15 protein-coding genes are annotated in these 18857 nt (G+C 72.5%); 3 read left to right on the top strand and 12 right to left on the bottom strand.

Translation table 11 applies throughout. The features are described from left to right. Positions 1–40 precede the first annotated feature (40 nt). The 5 genes from trmD to ACGF3H_RS25485 form a co-directional block, all read right to left on the bottom strand. Complete coding sequence (gene trmD / locus ACGF3H_RS25465) at positions 41–874, bottom strand: tRNA (guanosine(37)-N1)-methyltransferase TrmD (RefSeq protein WP_362489153.1); 834 nt, start codon at positions 872–874, stop codon at positions 41–43. Continuing rightward, positions 874–1428 carry a ribosome maturation factor RimM gene (rimM, locus tag ACGF3H_RS25470; protein ID WP_362489152.1) on the bottom strand — a complete coding sequence of 185 codons (555 nt, stop codon included), beginning with the start codon at positions 1426–1428 and terminating at the stop codon, positions 874–876. Before rimM ends, trmD begins: the two co-directional genes overlap by 1 nt. A gap of 86 nt (positions 1429–1514) precedes the next feature. Continuing rightward, positions 1515–1754, bottom strand: a complete 240-nt coding sequence (locus tag ACGF3H_RS25475) for an RNA-binding protein (protein WP_115744409.1) — start codon at positions 1752–1754, stop codon at positions 1515–1517. A gap of 2 nt (positions 1755–1756) precedes the next feature. Next, positions 1757–2185: a 30S ribosomal protein S16 gene (gene rpsP / locus ACGF3H_RS25480; protein ID WP_362489150.1), complete on the bottom strand. Its 429-nt coding sequence runs from the start codon at positions 2183–2185 to the stop codon at positions 1757–1759. Positions 2186–2395: 210 nt separating this feature from the next. Further along, positions 2396–2992 carry a hypothetical protein gene (locus ACGF3H_RS25485; RefSeq protein ID WP_239763295.1) on the bottom strand — a complete coding sequence of 199 codons (597 nt, stop codon included), beginning with the start codon at positions 2990–2992 and terminating at the stop codon, positions 2396–2398. A gap of 671 nt (positions 2993–3663) precedes the next feature. Here ACGF3H_RS25485 and ACGF3H_RS25490 point away from each other — a divergent pair. Next, the gene (locus ACGF3H_RS25490) at positions 3664–4530 is read left to right on the top strand and encodes a class I SAM-dependent methyltransferase (protein ID WP_362489148.1); all 867 of its coding nucleotides are present in this window, start codon (positions 3664–3666) and stop codon (positions 4528–4530) included. A gap of 56 nt (positions 4531–4586) precedes the next feature. Here the strand turns inward: ACGF3H_RS25490 and ftsH are convergent, their stop codons facing one another. The 6 genes from ftsH to ACGF3H_RS25520 form a co-directional block, all read right to left on the bottom strand. Next, positions 4587–6530, bottom strand: a complete 1944-nt coding sequence (gene ftsH, locus ACGF3H_RS25495) for an ATP-dependent zinc metalloprotease FtsH (protein ID WP_362489146.1) — start codon at positions 6528–6530, stop codon at positions 4587–4589. A gap of 124 nt (positions 6531–6654) precedes the next feature. Continuing rightward, complete coding sequence (ffh, locus tag ACGF3H_RS25500; protein WP_362489144.1) at positions 6655–8205, bottom strand: signal recognition particle protein; 1551 nt, start codon at positions 8203–8205, stop codon at positions 6655–6657. Between the two features lie 121 nt (positions 8206–8326). Further along, positions 8327–10759 carry a [protein-PII] uridylyltransferase gene (locus ACGF3H_RS25505; RefSeq protein WP_362489142.1) on the bottom strand — a complete coding sequence of 811 codons (2433 nt, stop codon included), beginning with the start codon at positions 10757–10759 and terminating at the stop codon, positions 8327–8329. Between the two features lie 27 nt (positions 10760–10786). After that, on the bottom strand, positions 10787–11125 hold the full coding sequence (locus ACGF3H_RS25510; protein ID WP_362489140.1) for a P-II family nitrogen regulator: 339 nt from the start codon (positions 11123–11125) through the stop codon (positions 10787–10789). Further along, complete coding sequence (locus tag ACGF3H_RS25515; RefSeq protein WP_362489138.1) at positions 11122–12465, bottom strand: ammonium transporter; 1344 nt, start codon at positions 12463–12465, stop codon at positions 11122–11124. Before ACGF3H_RS25515 ends, ACGF3H_RS25510 begins: the two co-directional genes overlap by 4 nt. Positions 12466–12854: 389 nt before the next feature. Continuing rightward, positions 12855–14348 carry a hypothetical protein gene (locus tag ACGF3H_RS25520; RefSeq protein ID WP_362489136.1) on the bottom strand — a complete coding sequence of 498 codons (1494 nt, stop codon included), beginning with the start codon at positions 14346–14348 and terminating at the stop codon, positions 12855–12857. 445 nt (positions 14349–14793) lie between these two features. Here ACGF3H_RS25520 and ACGF3H_RS25525 point away from each other — a divergent pair, with 445 nt between their 5' ends. Continuing rightward, positions 14794–15465, top strand: a complete 672-nt coding sequence (locus tag ACGF3H_RS25525; RefSeq protein ID WP_362489134.1) for a bifunctional DNA primase/polymerase — start codon at positions 14794–14796, stop codon at positions 15463–15465. 117 nt (positions 15466–15582) lie between these two features. Here ACGF3H_RS25525 and ftsY read toward each other — a convergent pair whose 3' ends face one another. Then, entirely contained in the window at positions 15583–16797 is a 1215-nt protein-coding gene (gene ftsY / locus ACGF3H_RS25530) for a signal recognition particle-docking protein FtsY (protein ID WP_362489132.1), read from the bottom strand. Positions 16798–16971: 174 nt separating this feature from the next. Between ftsY and ACGF3H_RS25535 the strand changes: the two genes are divergently transcribed. After that, a complete protein-coding gene (locus tag ACGF3H_RS25535; protein ID WP_362489130.1) occupies positions 16972–18423 on the top strand; it encodes a cytosine permease in 1452 nt (483 codons plus the stop codon). Positions 18424–18857: the final 434 nt, after the last annotated feature.

An 18857-nucleotide genomic window follows, 5' to 3' on the forward strand; every position in this document is an offset into this window, starting at 1 on the left:
TGTGGCAGGGGCGCGCTCCGGACGGACGCACAGCAGCGGCCTATTGTTCCACGCCCGGCGTCCTGCGCCAAAATCGGCCGTACGGTTCCCCGTCCGGGTCGGGTTCCCAGCCCAGGATGGAGAGCATCTCGCGGTCCTTCTTGTCGAAGGCCTTGGGCTCGCACCGCTCGATCAGGTCGGGCCGGTTGGCCGTGGTGCGCCGCAGGGCCTCGTCGCGGCGCCAGCGGGCGATCCGGCCGTGGTGGCCGCTCAGCAGCACGTCCGGGATGCCGCGCCCGCGCCACAGGGGCGGCTTGGTGTGGACGGGGCCCTCCAGGAGGTTGGCCATGGCGCCGGGGGCGAAGGAGTCGTCCCGGTGGGACTCGGCGTTGCCGAGGACGCCGGGCAGCAACCGCGCCACGGCCTCGGTGACGACCAGGACGGCCGCCTCGCCGCCGGCGAGGACGTAGTCGCCGATGGACACCTCGTACACGGGCATCCGGGTCGCGTACTCGTCGATCACGCGGCGGTCGATGCCCTCGTAGCGGGCCGGCGTGAAGATCAGCCAGGGCCGCTCGGAGAGGTGGACGGCGAGTTCCTGGGTGAAGGGCCGGCCGCTGGGCGTCGGCACGATGAGGGCGGGCTCGCCGGAGCCCGTCTCGTAGCCGTCGGCCAGGACGGAGTCCAGCGCGTCGCCCCACGGCTCGGTCTTCATGACCATGCCGGGGCCGCCGCCGTAGGGGGTGTCGTCGACCGTGTTGTGGCGGTCGTACGTCCAGTCGCGCAGGTCGTGCACGTGGACGCCGAGCTGTCCGCGCGCGCGGGCCTTTCCGACGAGGGAGACGTTCAGCGGTTCCAGGTACTCGGGGAAGATCGTGACGACGTCGAGCCGCATCACGCCTCATCCCCCGACGCGTCGCGCGAGGAGGCGATCTCGGCCCGGTCGTCGATCAGTCCCGGCGGCGGGTCGATGACGGCGCGCTGCTCCTCCAGGTCGACCTCGGTGACGATCTCGGACACGAACGGCACGTAGACCTCGCTGCCGTCGGGGCGCTCCACGACGAACAGGTCCTGGGTGGGCAGGTGGGAGATCTCGGTGATGCGGCCGACCTCCGTGCCGTCCTCGGTCACCACGTCGAGGTCGATGAGCTGGTGGTCGTAGTACTCGTCCTCCTCCTCGGGCAGTTCGTCGGGGTCGACGTCCGCGATGAGGAGGGTGTTGCGCAGCGCCTCGGCGGCGGTGCGGTCGCTCACACCGGCGAAGCGCAGCAGGAGGCGGCCGCTGTGGACCCGGCCGGTCTCGATGGTGAGCGGTCCGGCGGAGGCGGGGTCGGTGGTCAGTACGGCACCGGGCCCGAGCCGCAGCTCCGGCTCGTCGGTGCGGACCTCGACGGTGACCTCGCCCTTGATCCCGTGGGCGCGGCCGATGCGCGCGACTACCAGCTGCACTGTGCTTGATCTCCTGTCATACGACTGCGGGCCGGGGACGGCCCAGTGGCCTTCCCCGGCCCGAGCCGGTGCTGCGTTGCGAAGCTTCAGCGGACGTGGTCCACGTCGACGAGGTCGACGCGGACACCGCGACCGCCGATGGCGCCCACGACGGTACGCAGGGCGCGTGCGGTGCGGCCGTTGCGGCCGATCACCTTGCCGAGGTCGTCCGGGTGGACCCGGACCTCGAGCACTTGCCCGCGGCGCAGGTTGCGCGAGGCGACCTGCACATCGTCAGGGTTGTCGACGATGCCCTTCACGAGGTGCTCGAGAGCCTCCTCGAGCATGCTCAGGCCTCGGTCGGCTCAGACGAGGAAGACTCAGCGGCGGCCTCGTCCTTCTTGTCGGCCTTCTTCTTCTGGGTGATGGCCTCACCCTTGCCCTCGTCGTCGCCACCGAGCGCCTCGAAGGACGGACGGGCCGACTTCTCGGCCGGCTGCAGCAGCGGCGCCGGGGCGGGCTCGCCCTTGAACTTCTGCCAGTCGCCGGTCTTCTTGAGAATGGCGAGCACGGGCTCGGTCGGCTGGGCGCCGACACCGAGCCAGTACGCCACGCGCTCGGCGTCGACCTCCATCACCGACGGGTTGTACGTCGGGTGGTACTTGCCGATCTCCTCGATGGCCCGGCCGTCACGGCGGGTACGGGAGTCGGCGACGACGATGCGGTAGTGAGGCGAACGGATCTTGCCCAGACGCTTCAGCTTGATCTTGACTGCCACGGGAGTGGATTCTCCTGGATTGACGTGGTTGGGCACGGCGAGAGAGCCGCGTGGGGTTGCGGTACCCGAGTGCCCGACGGACGCGTCAGCCGGAGGAGAGAGGGGTCCTGTACGGCTGTCGAGTACAGCTAGCCATTCTGCCACACGCCGCCGGCCCTCCCGACCGAGGGCACCTGCGTCACGGTCCGGCCGCCACGAGCAGCCGGACCGTCAGCTCGCCGCCGCGCCGACCACCTCCGGGATGCGGAACGGCTTGCCGCAGCCGCCGCACATGATCGGGGCCTGCGCCAGGACCGACGGGACGACGCGCACGTTGCGGCCGCAGTCGCAGACCGCCTTCACGCGCACCCCGCCGCCGGAGGAGCCGTGGCGGGCGGCCGGACCGCGGAAGCTGCGGGCCGAGTCGGTCGCGGTCGCGGCGGTGTGGGCCTTCAGCGCGCGCTGGAGGCGTTCGATCGTCGGACGGTAGCGGCGCTTCGCCTCGGGGGTGAGCGTGACCAGCGAGAAGCCGCTGCTGGGATGCGGCTCCTCGGGGTGGTCCAGGCCCAGCTCCTCGGCGATCGCGAGGAATCGTCGGTTGTGGTAGCGGCCGGCGCGGGAGGTGTCACGCACTCCGCGTGCGGCGGCGATGCCGTGGACTGCCTCGTGAAGCAGTCGTTCGAAGGAGAGCGCGTGCCCGCAGGCGGACGACGACTCTCCGATCAGGGACTCGGGCGCGGCAAGATCGGGCAGCTCGGGGTGGTGCCGCTGAATGTCGGCCCACGCCTGCGCCAGCTCTGCGGCGAGAACAGGTGGTGTCGTGCTCACGTAATGACAACGAGCCGGGGTGCCGCTGTGTTCCTATTCCGGGGCATCCCAAATAATTTGCACGTACCCGTCAGTTGCCGCTGATGCGTCCCGACGAGGGCGGGTGCGCTGATCTGCGGAGAAGCCTCACAGCTCGTACCAAGCTGGTGCGTAGTCCGACGTACGCGCCGGCGCGTACCCCCCGTCCACGCGCCGGGGTGCGTGGGACCCGCGGACGCGCAAGGGGCGTTTCGGCCGCCGTCGGAACGGAGGGACGCCACCTGTGCGGGCGCGTCGACGGGCGTGACGTTACCGGGTCGGCGTGCGGCGTGCGGCACCGCCCCGCCCCGGGGCCGGTCCCGGCACCGCGGGACGTCCGCACGCTCCGCCGACCTTGGCCGAAACGGCCCGTCCGGCGCCGCGGCCACCCGCTGTCATCGCCGAGCGACACGATCAGGCCATCCGCCGCCGGGCGCGGGCCGGGGCTACCCGGCGTACCGCGCGGCCAGGGGCATGTTGCCGGGAAGTGAAATCTCGCCACTCGGGCGGGGACCGGGCAAACCGGCCCTCGCTACCACTGGACGCCACGGCGAGCCCGGAGTTACCTGGCATACGGGGGGAGTGCGAGCGCACTGCACGGGGGCCATGGAATCGGGCACATCGGCAACGGTCGGCGATTGGGGCACTTTCCTATGACACCTACGCTCGTGCGGCAGCACTCACCCCACGCGAGGGCGACCCCCGGCGTGGACCTGGATGCACGCGCGCGTGACTGGTCCGAGATACAGGAGCGGATGCTCGTGCCGCTCTACGAGGCCGTCTACGAGCGACTGGACGTCGGCGGCGGCACGCGGATGCTGGGCCTGGGCTGCGGTTCCGGGCTGGCCCTGCTGATGGCCGCCTCACGGGGCGCGGCGGTGACCGGCGTCGACGCCGGCTCCCCGGAGCGTCTGGCCCTCGCCCGGCAGCGGCTGCTGCCCGAGGCGCCCGAGGCCCGTGAGCCACGCGCGCGTGCGAACGCCCGGATCGTCCAGGGTGCCCCCCGTGACGCGCGGGACCTGACGGCGCCCGCGTTCACCCTGGTGACCTCCTTCGAGCCCATCGGGTGCCTCGCGGGCGACTCGGAGGGTCTGGGCGGGCTGCTGGCGGAGGCGACGCCGCTCGCCGCGCGCGGGGCGGCCGTGGTGCTGGTCGGCTGGGGCCCGCCGGAGCGGTGTGCCACCACGTCCGTGCTGCGGGTGGCCACCAAGCTGGCGGATCCGCTGCGCAGCGCGGGCAGCTGGCGCCCGGCCCTGCGCGACGACCTGGAGGAGGTCGCCCACCGGGCCGGACTCGCACCGGACGGTTCCGGCCGAGTGGCCTGCCCGTTCGGGTACGCCGACGTCGACAGCGCGGTGCGCGGGCTGCTGTCGACGGGACTGTTCGACGCGGCGATCGCCGCCACCGACCAGGAGCAGGTGGACAAGGAACTGGCCGAGGCCCTGCATCCCCACCGGCGGCCGGACGGGACGGTGTGGATGCCGAACGTGTTCCGGTACCTGGTCGCCCGGACGCGCTGACGGCGCGCGGCGCCCCGCCCCGGTGATCCGTGTGCCGGGGCGGGGCGCCGCGGCGCTCACGCCTCCGGGCCGTCCTTCGTCAGCCTGGTGATGCCGGCGATCCGGTAGGCGTCCGCCTCGTCCAGCGTCTCGTTGGCCAGCAGCGCCGCCGCCAGGGCGTCGAGCTGTGCGCGGTGGTCGCGCAGCTTGCGGACGGCCTCCGCGTAGCACTCGTCGACGACGCGCCGCATCTCGTCGTCGATGGCGTCCAGGGTGCCGGGGGCGGCGGCCAGCCCGTAGGCCTGCTGGGCATCACCGGGCAGGGCGGACAGCCGGCCGACCTGTTCGCTCATCCCCCAGCGGCCGACCATGCCGCGCGCGATCCGGGTGACCTGTTCGAGGTCGCTCTCCGAGCCGGTGGTGATCACGTCGTACACGACGTGCTCGGCCGCCATCCCGCCGAGGGCGCCGATGATCCGGCCGCGCAGGTACTCCTCCGTGTACGCGTACTTGTCGGCGTCCGGGGTGGACAGCGTCACGCCGAGCGCCCGCCCGCGCGGCACGATGGTGACCTTGCGGACGGGGTCGGCGCCCGGTTGCAGCATGCCGAGCAGGGCGTGCCCGCTCTCGTGGTAGGCGGTGCGCCGGCGTTCCTCCTCGGGCATCACCAGCGGGCGTTCGGCACCGAGCTGGACCTTCTCCAGGGCCTCGGAGAGGTTCGCCCGCGTCACCCGGTCCTGCTTGCGCTTGACCGCGAGGAGGGCGGCCTCGTTGGCGAGGTTGGCCAGTTCGGCGCCGGTCATCCCCGGCGTCGTCCGGGCGACCTGGGCCAGGTCGACGTCCGGGGCGAGCGGGATCTCACGGGTGTGGATCTCCAGGATGGCCTCCCGGCCTCCCCGGTCGGGGGGCGAGACGCTCACCACCCGGTCGAAGCGGCCGGGGCGGGTCAGGGCGGCGTCCAGGATGTCGGCGCGGTTGGTGGCGGCGATGACGATCACGCCCTCCGAGCCGGAGAAGCCGTCCATCTCCGTGAGGATCTGGTTCAGGGTCTGCTCGCGCTCGTCGTGGCCGCCCATGCCGGAGCCGCCGCTCCGGGCCCGGCCGATGGTGTCGATCTCGTCGATGAAGATGATCGAGGGCGCCACCTTCCGGGCCTCGGCGAACAGCTCCCGCACCCGGGAGGCGCCCACACCCACGATCATCTCGATGAACTCGGACGCGGACGCGGAGAAGAACGGCACCCCCGCCTCGCCGGCCACCGCCCGCGCGAGGAGCGTCTTGCCGGTGCCGGGCGGGCCGGTCAGCAGGACGCCCCGGGGCATCTTGGCGCCCATCCGCCGGTAGGCGCCGGGGTTCTTCAGGAAGTCGACGACGTCGTTGAGCTCGCCCGCCACCTCGTCGATGCCGGCCACGTCCGCGAAGGTGGTGCGCGGCTTGCCCGCCTCCAGCTCGACCGGCTTGGGCGGCGCCTTGCGGCCGAGCATGCCGCCGGCGCCGCCCATCGCGCCCCGCATCCGTCGGGCGATGAAGATCCACAGCACCACGAGGATGAGCATCGGAGCCAGCGCGATCAGCAGGTTGGCCAGGAAGCTGCGGTGCTGCACGACGGGCTCGGCGGTGACCGTCACCTTGTTCTTCGTCAGATCGGCCCAGAGCTGGTCGTCCGCGAACGTCGGCCGCTCGGTCGTGAACTTGGTGTACGTCCCGTCGCCCTCGGGATTGTCCCGGGCCTTCTTCAGCTGGCCCTGGATCGCGTCGCCCTTGGCGTAGATCTTGCTGACGTTGCCCTCGTCGACCTGCTTGCTGAACTCGGTGTACGAGATCGTCGGCTCGTCGCCCTCGTTGAAGAAGGACAGGACGAGGTTGGCGATCAGGTAGACGACCAGTGCGGCGAGGACCAGGTTCCACCAGCCGCCACGCATCCTGCGTCCACCCGGCGGCGGCTTCGGCGGCTCGTCGGGCGTGCCCTCGGTGCGCCAGGGCGGCTCAGGGGCCTTGCGCGGCGGGGACGGATTGGTCATACCGGGACGTTACGACAGGAAAGCCGCGCGGGCATGTGCGTGTACGGCGCCGGGGGCGCCCCCTGCGAGAGAGGGCGCCCCCGGTGACACGGGACGGCGGAGCGGGCGTCGGACGGAGCCGGCGTCAGCCCATGAACTTCTTGAACTCGTCCGGCAGCTCGAAGTCCTTGCCGCCCTGCTGCGGCAGCCCGAAGGCGTTGCCGCCCTCGGCCGCGGCGGCACGCCGGGCGGCCTCCTCCTGCTCCTGCTGCTTGCGCTTCATCGGGTTGCCGGAGCGCTGCTTGCCCTTGGCCTTCTTCTGCTGCTTCTTCTGCCGGCCGGGACCGCCGCCCATGCCTGGCATCCCCGGCATACCGGGCATGCCGCCGCCCTGGGCCATGCGGGACATCATCTTGCGGGCCTCGAAGAACCGCTCGACCAGGCCCTTCACCGCGCTGACCTCGACACCGGAGCCCTTGGCGATACGGGCGCGGCGCGAGCCGTTGATGATCGTGGGCTCCTGACGCTCGGCCGGGGTCATCGACTTGATGATCGCGCCGATGCGGTCGACCTCCCGCTCGTCCAGGTTGTTGATCTGGTCCTTGATCTGGCCCATGCCCGGCAGCATGCCGAGCAGCTTGGAGAGGGAGCCCATCTTGCGGACCTGCTCCATCTGGGCCAGGAAGTCGTCCAGGGTGAAGTCCTGGCCCTTCTTGGACGCCAGCTTGGAGGCCATCTTCTCGGCCTCTTCCTGGCTGAACGTCTTCTCCGCCTGCTCGATCAGGGTGAGCAGGTCACCCATGTCGAGGATGCGGGAGGCCATCCGGTCAGGGTGGAAGGCGTCGAAGTCCTCGAGCTTCTCACCGTTCGAGGCGAACATGATCGGCTTGCCGGTCACCGAGGCGATCGACAGGGCCGCACCACCGCGGGCGTCACCGTCGAGCTTGGAGAGCACCACGCCGTCGAAGCCGACGCCGTCGCGGAAGGCCTCGGCGGTGTTGACGGCGTCCTGGCCGATCATCGCGTCGACGACGAAGAGGATCTCGTCGGGCGAGACGGCGTCGCGGATGTCCGCGGCCTGCTGCATCAGCTCCTGGTCGATGCCGAGGCGGCCGGCGGTGTCCACGATCACGATGTCGTGGACCTTGGCCTTGGCGAACTCGACGGAGTCCTGGGCGACCTTGACCGGGTCACCCACGCCGTTGCCCGGCTCGGGCGCGTACACCGCGACGCCGGCGCGCTCGGCGACGACGCTCAGCTGGTTGACGGCGTTGGGGCGCTGGAGGTCACAGGCGACGAGCAGGGGGGAGTGACCCTGCTCCTTGAGCCACTTGCCGAGCTTGCCCGCGAGGGTGGTCTTACCGGCACCCTGCAGACCCGCGAGCATGATCACGGTCGGCGGCTGCTTGGCGAAGCGCAGACGGCGGGTCTCGCCGCCGAGGATGGTGACCAGTTCCTCGTTGACGATCTTGAGGACCTGCTGGGCGGGGTTGAGCGCCCTGGAGACCTCGGAGCCCAGCGAGCGCTCCTTGACCTGCTTGATGAAGGCACGCACGACCGGCAGGGCCACATCCGCCTCGAGGAGGGCGATGCGGATCTCGCGTGCCGTGGCGTCGATGTCCGCCTCGCTCAAGCGCCCCTTGCCGCGCAGGTTCTTGAAGGTCGCTGAGAGGCGATCGGAGAGAGTGTCGAACACGGCGGCGTCGGTCCTCGGAGTCGGGGGCAGTCTGAGCGTCTTCCAGGGTATCCGGCCGTGCAAGGCATTCGTCCCCGCCCGACGCATTCGGCATGCGGGGATGCGCGCGGCGGGGGCCGCGTCACCCCCGCAGCGCCTCCTCCAGCGCCCGCGCCACCTCCCCCGCGTCCTCCCCCGGCAGCCGCGCCCCCTCCGGGTCCGTGACGTAGAACGCGTCGACGGCGTTGGAGCCCAGGGTCGACACATGGGCGCTGCGCACCCGCACGCCCGCGCCCTCCAGTGCCCGTCCGATGCGGAACAGCAGGCCGGGCGCGTCCTGGGCGCGGACCTCGATCACCGTGGCGTGGCGGGAGGCGGCCGGCTCCACGCTCACCCGGGGCGGGGGCGCCACCACGCCCCGGCGGCGCGGGTAGGCGGCGTCCCGCTCGGCGAGGCGGCCCGCGACGTCCAGGGTGCCGTCGAGGGCGCGGACCAGGTCGGCGCGGAGGCGGGCGGCCTGGGGCAGGGAGCCGTACTCGGCGGCGACCCGCCAGGCCAGCACCAGGACGGAGCCCTCGACGCCGTCCGGCAGCGGCACGGAGCGCAGCTCGGCCGTGCGGACGGTCAGGCGGTGCATGGCGAGGACACCGGCGGCGGCGGGGAGCACGCCCGCCTGGTCGGGTACGGCGATGAGCAGCTCGACCCCGAGGGGTTCCTGCTCCGCGGCCGGCGGCTCGGCCTGGGCCCGCAGCGACAGCACCGGCCCGCCCGTGCGGAACGCCTCGACGGCGAGCCGTTCCTGCCGGGCGGTGGGCGCGGGGGCCTCGGGTTCCTCCAGCGGGTTCCCGGCGAGGACCGCCGAGACGCGTTTGACCAGGTCGGCGACGAGCGACGCGCGCCAGGCCGACCAGGCGGCCGGCCCCGTGGCCAGGGCGTCCGCCTCGGTCAGGGCGTGCAGCAGCTCCAGGGCGCCCTGGCTGCCGACCGCCCCGGCGACCGCGCGGACGGTGGCCGGGTCGTCCAGATCCCGCCGGGTGGCCGTCTCGACGAGCAGCAGGTGGTGGCGCACGAGGGTGGCGAGGACGGCGGCGTCCGCGCGGTCGAAGCCGATGCGGGCGGCCACGTCCCGGGCGATGGTCTCCCCGGCCACCGAGTGGTCGCCGGGCCAGCCCTTGCCGATGTCGTGCAGCAGCGCGGCGACCAGGAGCAGGTCGGGGCGGTGCACGCGGCGGGTGAACGCGGAGGCGCGGACGGCGGTCTCGATGAGGTGCCGGTCGACGGTCCACAGGTGGACGGCGTTGCGCTGCGGGCGGCAGCGGACGCGCTCCCAGTCGGGCAGCAGCCGGGTGATCAGGCCCTCGGCCTCCAGGGCCTCCCACACCTCCACGGTGGGGCGGCCCGAGCCGAGCAGGGTCACCAGCTGTTCGCGTGCTTCCGCGGGCCAGGGCGCGGGCAGCGGGCGCGCGGTGGCCGCCAGGCGCCGCACGGCGTGCAGGGAGAGCGGGAGTCCGGCCTGTGCGGCGGCGGCCGCGGCGCGCAGCGGGAGCACGGGGTCGCGTTCGGGGCGTGCGGTGCGGGCGAGCACCACCTCGCCGTCCTGCTCGACGACGCCCTCGGCGAGCGGCGAGCGCTCGGCGGTCTGCCTGCCACCGCCCAGGAGGGTGCGCAGGCGGGGCCGCGCGGAGCGTGCACGCAGGACGCGCCCCACCTCCCGCCAGGTGACGTCGCCGGCGTACGAGACGACGCGCGCCGCCTCGTACACCTGCCGCAGCAGCGCGTCCGCGTCCAGCAGGCCCAGCTCGGCCGCCACTTGGTCCTGTTCCTGGAGGGCCAGCCGGTCGGTCGCCCGGCCCGTCACCAGGTGGAGCGCGTCGCGCACGTCGAGCAGGCGGCGACGGGCGTCGGCGAGGCCCTCGCGCGGGGCGTCGGCGAGCCAGGAGGCGGCGACGGCGCGCAGGGCGGTGGCGTCGCGCAGCCCGCCGCGGGCCTCCTTGAGGTCGGGTTCCAGCAGGTACTGCAGTTCGCCCTGGCGTTCGGCGCGCTCGGCACAGAGCTCCCGCAGTTCCGGGAGGCGTCCGGGTGCCTGGTTGCGCCAGTCGGCGAGGACGGCGGTGCGCAGGGAGGCGGTCAGTCCCGGGTCGCCCGCGAGGTGGCGGGCGTCCAGCAGGCCGAGGTGGACCTTCAGGTCCTCGCCGGCCGTCCTGCGGGCCTCCTGGGGCGTGCGCACGGAGTGGTCGAGGGCGAGGCCCAGGTCCCACACGGGGTACCAGAGGCGGTCGGCGAGGGCGGCGACCGCCTTGTCGTCGCCGCCGTCGTGCAGCAGGAGCAGGTCCAGGTCGCTGCGCGGGGACAGCTCGCCCCGTCCGTAGCCGCCGACCGCGACGAGCGACACCCCCGTGAGGCCCTCGGCGCCCGCGTCGAAGAGGCCCGTCAGCCAGTCGTCGGTCAGTCCGGCCAGGGCCGCACGGCGCGGCGGCCCGGACCGCGCCCCCTCGGTGAGGAGGCGCAGCCGGGCCGCCGCATAGCCGCCGGGTCCCGGGTCCTCTGCTTCGTTCGTCAGCTCCGTGTGCGTCACCGGCGGCTCCTGTTCCGTCGTCCTGGTTCAGAGCGCGTCGGGGCCGCGCTCGCCGGTGCGGACCCGTACGGCCGTGTCGACCGGGACCGACCAGACCTTCCCGTCGCCGATCTTGCCGGTGCGGGCCGCCTTGACGACGACCTCGATCAGCTGCTCGGCGTCGCCGTCCTCGACCAGTACCTCGACACGGATCTTGGGTACGAGGTCCACGGTGTACTCGGCGCCGCGGTAGACCTCGGTGTGGCCGCGCTGGCGGCCGTAGCCGCTGGCCTCGGTGACGGTGAGGCCGTGGACTCCGAAGGCCTGGAGGGCCTCCTTGATCTCGTCGAGCCGGTGCGGCTTGACGACGGCGGTGATGAGCTTCATGCGTCCACCTTCTTGCTCTGGGCCGGCGCGGCCGCGGTGGCGGCCGGTGCGGCGTTCCGGGCGGCACCGCCGCCGGCGCCGCTGAAGTCGTATGCGGTCTCGGCGTGCTGGGCCTGGTCGATGCCGGTCACCTCGTCGTCCTCGGGGACCCGCATGCCGATCGTCCTGTCCAGGGCGAACGCCAGGACCGCGGAGACGACCAGAGAGTAGGCGAGGACGGCGAAGACTCCGGCGCACTGCTTCCAGAACTGGTCCAGCCCGCCCCCGTAGAACAGGCCCTGGACGTCGGACTGGCCCTTGCCGCTGGCGAAGAGGCCGACGAGGAGGGAGCCGGCGATCCCGCCGACGAGGTGGACGCCGACGACGTCGAGGGAGTCGTCGTAGCCGAACCGGTACTTCAGGCCGACGGCCATGGCGCACAGCACACCGGCGATGGCACCGACGGCGATCGCGCCGAGCGGGGAGACGGCGCCGCCCGCCGGGGTGATGGCGACCAGGCCCGCGACGGCACCGGAGGCGGCGCCCAGCGTGGTGAAGGCGCCGTGGCGGATCTTCTCGTAGGCGAGCCAGGCCAGCATGGCCGCGCCGGTGGCGACCTGGGTGTTGACGAACATCAGCGCGCCGACGCCGTCGTCGTTGCCGAGCCACGAGCCGGCGTTGAAGCCGAACCAGCCGAACCACAGCAGGCCCGCGCCGAGCATGACCAGCGGCAGGCTGTGCGGGCGCATCGGGTCCTTCTTGAAGCCGATCCGCTTGCCGATGACGAGGATCACGCCGAGCGCCGCGGCACCGGCGTTGATGTGCACGGCCGTGCCGCCGGCGAAGTCGATCACGCCCAGTTCGAAGGCCCAGCCGCCCGCACCCCAGACCCAGTGGGCGACCGGGAAGTAGACGACGGTGGCCCACAGGGCGACGAACAGGGCCCAGGCCGTGAACTTGACGCGGTCCGCGAGGGCGCCGCTGATGAGCGCGGGCGTGAGGACGGCGAACATCATCTGGAAGACCAGGAAGACGAAGACGGGGATGGTGTAGCCGTCCCACAGCTCGGTCAGGCCGATGTCGCTGAGGCCGACCCAGTCGGAGTTCCAGCCGATGACGCTGCCGGAGTCCGTGCCGAACGCCATGGAGAAGCCGTACAGCACCCACAGCACGGTGACGATGCCGAGGCTGATGAAGCTCATCATCAGCATGTTGAGGGTGCTCTTGACGCGGACCATGCCTCCGTAGAAGAAGGCGAGGGCCGGGGTCATGAGCATCACCAGGGCGGAGCAGATGAGCATGAAGCCCGTGTTGGCGGCGGAGAGCTGTGTCTCCGCGGCGAGCGTGATGGCTGGAGCCATCGGCGTCTCCTCGTCGTTGTACGGCCCCGTGCGGGCGAAGCCTGGGCGGGCAATGAGGGGTGGGCCGGTTATGCGCCACGAGATTGACGCAGCGCCGTTTCGGTGGGTGCCCCCCACTGTTTCGCCGCCGTGACGAAGGCGCCGTGCGTGTTACGCGCGGATGAACCGCCGGTTCGCGGACCGGGTCGCCGATATCGTGACGCGCCCTCCCGAGGACCACCGCAACCATCAATTGAGCAACCCCCACGGCGAGCAACCACGTCCGCGAGAGCGGCGCCGGTTCAGGCGCAAAAAAGGTGCCGGCCGCGGCGGCCTTCCGAGTGACCTGGCATGGGGGAGCCGAGTCGGGCAGTTCGGGAGGGCCGGCCGCGGCCGGGGTCTGTGGGCGGTCAGACCGCTTCGGCGGTCTCGGGCAGTTCGGCGGCGAGCCGTGCGGTGAGGTCCGTGACCTCCGCCAGGTCACCGAAATCGCGTACGGCCGTGTCGACGGTCTTGCGGATGCGGGTGTTGACGCGTTCGGAGCGCACCTTCTTGGCGACGGCCATGGCCTCGGCGGCGAGGACGGTGCTCTCCTCGGGCTCGCGCCGCAGCAGGTGCACGGTGGCCATGCCGATCAGGTTCAGCGCGTAGGAACGCTGGTGTTCGTCGTCCTTGGAGAAGAGTTCCACGGCTCGGCGCATCAGCGGCTCGGCCAGGGAGGCGTAGGCGGGGCTGCGGCCGGCGACGTAGGCGAGGTCGCGGAAGGAGTGGCTGTTCTCGCCGTAGAGCTCGGCCTCGGAGAAGAAGCGGATCCAGTCGGGGTCCGGCTCGTCCCACTCGTCGGCCTCGGTGAAGGTCTCCTCGGCCATGCGCACCGCCCGCTTGCAGCGTCCGGGCTGGCCCATGTTGGCGTAGGCGCGGGCCTCCATCGCGTAGAGCATCGACTGGGTGCGCGGGCTCGCGCAGTCCCGGCTGCCGTACTGCGCGAGGTGGATGAGCTCCAGGGCGTCGTCGGGCCGTCCGAGGTGGATCATCTGGCGGCTCATGCTGGAGAGGATGTACGAGCCGAGCGGCCGGTCACCGGCCTCCTTGGCGGCGTGCAGGGCGAGGACGAAGTACTTCTGCGCGGTCGGCTGGAGCCCGACGTCGTACGACATCCAGCCGGCCAGTTCGGCGAGCTCCGCGGCGACCTTGAACAGCTTGGCGCGGGTGGTCTCCGTCTGGGGCTCCTGGAGGAGGTCGGTCACCTCGTGCAGCTGGCCGACGACCGCCTTGCGGCGCAGGCCGCCGCCGCACTGGGCGTCCCAGCGGCGGAACATCACGGCGGTGGACTCCAGCAGCTCCAGCTCTGGCCGGGACAGCCGGCCGCGCGCACGCGTGGCGGGTGCGGACTCGCTCCCGGACGGGGCGGCCGGCGGCGAGGGGACGAGCCAGCGCTGCATGGGCTCGATGAGGGACGGGCCCGCGGAGAGGGCCAGCGAGCTCCCGAGGAAGCCGCGCCGCGCCAGCATCAGGTCGCTGCGCGAAAACTCGCTGAGCAGGGCGACGGTCTGGGGGCCCGTCCAGGGCAGGTCGACGCCGGTCGCGGAGGGGGTGGGGCGGGTGGAGCGCAGGCCCAGGTCCTCCACGGACACGACGACGCCGAAACGCTCGGAGAACAGCTCGGACAGGATCCGCGGGATCGGCTCGCGCGGGTTCTCGCCGTCGAGCCAGCGGCGCACGCGGGAGGTGTCCGTGGAGATGTGGTTGGCGCCGAGCTGGCGGGCCCTGCGGTTGACCTGGCGCGCCAGCTCGCCCTTGGACCAGCCGCTGCGCGCGAACCACGAGGTGAGCAGCTCGTTGGGGCGCTTGTCAGCGTGCGCCGCGCTTCCCGCGCCCGTGCCGCCTTCGCCGTTGCCGCTCACTGGAACGCCCCCATCCCTGAGACCACCTGTCGCCGAGTGCGCCAAGCCTTATCAGCATGCCGGTGACACGGGCCCTCCGTCCGGCGTACGCCACCCTTCGAACGGAAAACCGAGTTGCCTCCGGCATACCCACAAGTGCATGTGCCCCAAGGCTCCATGCACACAAAGTAATCCCACGATCACTGGACCTGCCATGGCGATTCGGGAATCGCCACCATTCGCCACCCCTTCGGATGAACTCCCGGTGGCCTGCGCACGATTCACTTGACATAGGCCGAACGGGAGACGGTGCAACGGTGCTCGCCGGGGCGTGCGCCGCCGGACGCACCACCGGGAGTGCCTCGGGGCGCTGTCTGAACCGCGCCGGACCGGGGAGTGGGAAACAGAGAGTCACGAGATACGTCCGCTGCGTAACCGCCGCTGCGTCGGACCCGTTGGAGGGGGCATGGGCTTCACGATCGGCATCGGGACCAGTCGGGGCGTGCGCGACGTCCGGTCCGCCACACGCCGCCGCGGGCGCGCGTCGGAGGCCACCGCCGTGGCCGAGTTCACGGGACTGTGGGGATGGGACGTGGTGCCGGGGGCCCGGGCCGCCGCGGGCGCCTGCTCGTGCGGCCGGCGCGGGTGTCCGGCGCCGGGCGCGCATCCGCTGGACTTCGCACCCGAGCTGCCGGCCGGTTCGACGCTGGACGAGGCGAACGCGGTCTGGGCCGAGTTCCCGGGCGCCGCGGTGCTGCTGCCGGTGGGGCGGACGTTCGACGTGATCGAGGTGGCCGAGGCCGCCGGACGCCGGGCACTGGCGCGGCTGGAGCGCATGGGCCTGCCCCTCGGCCCGGTCGCGGCGACCCCCGAGGGCCGCACCCACTTCTTCGTCGCCCCCGGCGCCGCCGCCGAGCTGCCCCGGCTGCTCTACCGCATGGGCTGGGACGACCCGGCCGCACTCGACCTGCGCGGCCTCGGCCCCGGTACGCACGTCACGGCGCCGCCCTCGGACCGGGGAGGTCTGGGGCCGGTGCGCTGGCTGCGCCCGCCGGCCCTCGACTCGGCGACCAAGCCGCCGGCGGCGCGACTGCTGCTGGGCACGCTGGCGTACGTGGCCCACCGGTCCCGGGCGTAGGCCGGCGGGCCGTCCGGCCCCGGCACCCGCCCGGCACGACGAAGCGCCCGTCCCCCGACTGCACCTCGGGGGGCGGGCGCTTCTTCGTGCGCGTACCGGCATCGGGCCGGCGGGAGGTCACTCGCCGATGAGCGCGTCCACGAACGCCGCCGGCTCGAACGGCGCCAGGTCGTCGGCGCCCTCGCCGAGCCCGATCAGCTTGACCGGCACACCCAGCTCGCGCTGCACGGCGACGACGATGCCGCCCTTGGCCGTGCCGTCCAGCTTGGTGAGGACGATGCCGGTGATGTTGACCACCTCGGCGAAGACACGGGCCTGGATCAGGCCGTTCTGGCCCGTGGTGGCGTCGAGCACCAGCAGCACCTCGTCGAGCGGCGCCTGCTTCTCCACCACGCGCTTGACCTTGCCGAGCTCGTCCATGAGGCCGGTCTTGGTGTGCAGACGGCCCGCGGTGTCGATGAGCACCACGTCGGCACCGACGTCCTTGCCCTCCTTGACCGCGTCGAAGGCGACGGAGGCGGGGTCGCCGGCCTCCGGGCCGCGCACGGTGTGGGCGCCGACCCGCTCACCCCAGGTCTGCAGCTGGTCGGCGGCGGCGGCACGGAAGGTGTCGGCGGCACCGAGGACGACGCTGCGGCCGTCGGCGATCAGGACCCGGGCGAGCTTGCCGGTGGTGGTGGTCTTGCCGGTGCCGTTGACGCCGACGACCATCACGACGCCGGGCTTGCCGGTGGCGGGCTCGGTCTTGACCTCGCGGTCCATGTCGGGGCCGACCAGCGTGATCAGCTCCTCGCGCAGCAGGCCGCGCAGCTCCTCGGGCGTGCGGGTGCCGAGCACCTTCACACGCTCGCGCAGCCGCTCGACCAGCTCCTGGGTGGGCTGCACGCCGACGTCGGCCGTGAGCAGCGTGTCCTCGATCTCCTCCCAGGTGTCCTCGTCGAGGTGCTCGCGGGAGAGCAGGGTGAGCAGACCCTTCCCGAGCGCGTTCTGCGAGCGGGAGAGGCGGGCACGGAGCCGGACCAGACGGCCGGCGGTGGGCTCGGGAACCTCGATCTGCGGGATCTCGAGCTCTTCGACGACGGGCGGTTCCTCGACACCGACGGGAGCGGTGCCGCCGTCGGGGAGGTCGACCTCCTCTATCGTCCGGCGCGTTTCGTCGCGCGGCGTCTCGGCCTCGTCGCCGACGTGCGGCTCGGCCGGAGGGGCGGTGATGTCGGGCGTCGACGGAGGCGGCGGAGGCAGCTGCTTCTTGCGGCGACTGCCCACGATCAGCCCGCCGAGCGCGCCGATCACGACCACGGCGATGACTACAGCAAGGATGAGGATTTCCATAACCCGTCCAGTATCGGCCATGGGCTCCCGGGACACCCGCTTGTGTCTTCCTCCGAAGGACAAAGGCCCCTGGAAGGAAGGAGTCGGACCAAAGTACGATGGAAGAGGCTGCGTCAACGCGCGTAGAGTCCCGAACGCATCCTCTTCCCCACGATCGAGGCACGGACCCCCCATATGAGCAAGACCGCCGAGACAGAAGGCGCCCTGGAGACCCGTGGCATCGAGCAGGTGCCCGACCACGAGCGCACCGCCCGGACCCGCGAGCTCTTCCCGACCTGGGTCGGCGCCAACATCAGCGTGCTGCTGCTCACGATGGGCGCGAGCCTCGTCGTGGCGTACCACCTCAACTTCTGGCAGGCGCTGGTCGTCGCGGCCGCCGCGCCCGTGGTGTCGTACGGCCTGGTGGGTCTGATCGGCATCGCCGGCAAGCGCGGCGGCGCCCCCGGCATGGCGCTGTCCCGGGCGGTCTTCGGCCAGCGGGGCAATCTGCTGCCCGGGGCGCTGATCTGGGTCGCCCGCTGGGGCTGGGAGACGATCAACGCGGTGACCGGCGCCTACGCCGTGCTGACCGTGCTGGACATCGTGTTCGGCATCCGTGCCAACAGCGTGCTGGACATCGCGACGCTGCTCGTCTTCGTCGTCGCGACGTTCGCGATCTCCGGGCTGGGCATCAACGCCGTGCAGAAGTGCAACAAGTACGCGGCGTACCTCTTCGGTGTCTTCTCCGTGCTGGTGCTGGGCTACCTGGTCGTCGACACCGACTGGTCCGCGGTCTTCGACCGGTCCGCCGGTTCGGTGGCCGCGATGATCACCGGCGTGGGGCTGATCGCGGCGGGCGGCGTGAGCTGGATCCCGTCCGCGCCGGACTTCACCCGGTACCTGCCGCGCACCGCCTCCTCCAAGGGCATCGTGGGCGTGACGATCGGCGGCGCCGGCATCGTCGTGCTGCCCATGGTGCTGATGGGGATGGTCATGGCGGTCTCCACGCCGGACCTGGCCTCCGCCAGCGACCCGGTCTCCTTCCTCGGCGAGATCCTGCCGACCTGGATAGCGGTGCCGTACCTGCTGATCGCGCTGATCGGCATGCTGCTGATCAACTCCATGTCGATGTACTCGGCCGGCTTCACGGCGCAGACCCTCGGGTTCAAGATCCCGCGGCACTGGGCGGTCTCGGTGAACGCCGCGATCTCGCTTGTCTTCGGCGGCGTGCTGATGCTGGTGGCGACCAGCTTCATGGGCTCCTTCATCGCCTTCCTGTCGCTGCTCGCGGTCGCCTTCTCCGCCTGGGTCGGCGTCTTCGGCGCGGACATGCTGCGCCGCAAGGAGTACGACGGCGAGGCCCTGGCCGACACGAGCCGCACCAGCGCCTACTGGTACCGGGGCGGCTTCTCCCCCGCCGCCGTCGCCGCCTGGGCGGTGGGTCTGGCCGGGGGCCTGATGTTCACGACGTCCGACTGGTTCACGGGCCCGCTCGCGGCGAACAACGTCATCGGCGAGTACGGGCTCGGCTGGGTCGCCACGGTGGTGATCTCCGGTGTCCTCTACGCGGTGCTGCCGAAGCCGGCCGTGGTCGTCCCGGCGCAGCCCGCGGAGCGTGCCGAGCAGCCCGAGACGCTGAGCGTCTGATCCCACCGCCCCCCTCCCACCCACGTCCCCCTCCGCCCGGCCCGGCGGAGGGGGACGTCTCACGTCGTGACCCCCCTGTCCGGTCCGGCGGAGAGGGCGGCTCGGGTGGTGAGCCCACCAGCCGACCGGGCGGAGGAGGACGTGTCGCGTCGTGGGCCCGCCGGGCCGGCCCACGACCGACGGACGCGTAGGGGCCGGCCGGGGGCCGGTGGGTGGTCGCGCCCCCCGGAGCGCGGCCGGCACCGCGCCTGTCGCGCCCCCGCAGCCGCCCACGGATCCCCGACCGGCCGTGCCCGGCGGCCCGCCGACTCCCTCCCGCCGTCGTCTCCGCCGACGGCCCCACCGACCGGGCCCGGTGGGTCCTGCCCCCTACCGGCTGACCGGATGTGCCCACCCGCCGGCGCTCCAGCGTCCGCCCGCGCCCGGGAGTCCCT

The organism is Streptomyces sp. NPDC048185, assembly GCF_043202495.1.
Taxonomy (GTDB): Bacteria; Actinomycetota; Actinomycetes; order Streptomycetales; family Streptomycetaceae; genus Streptomyces.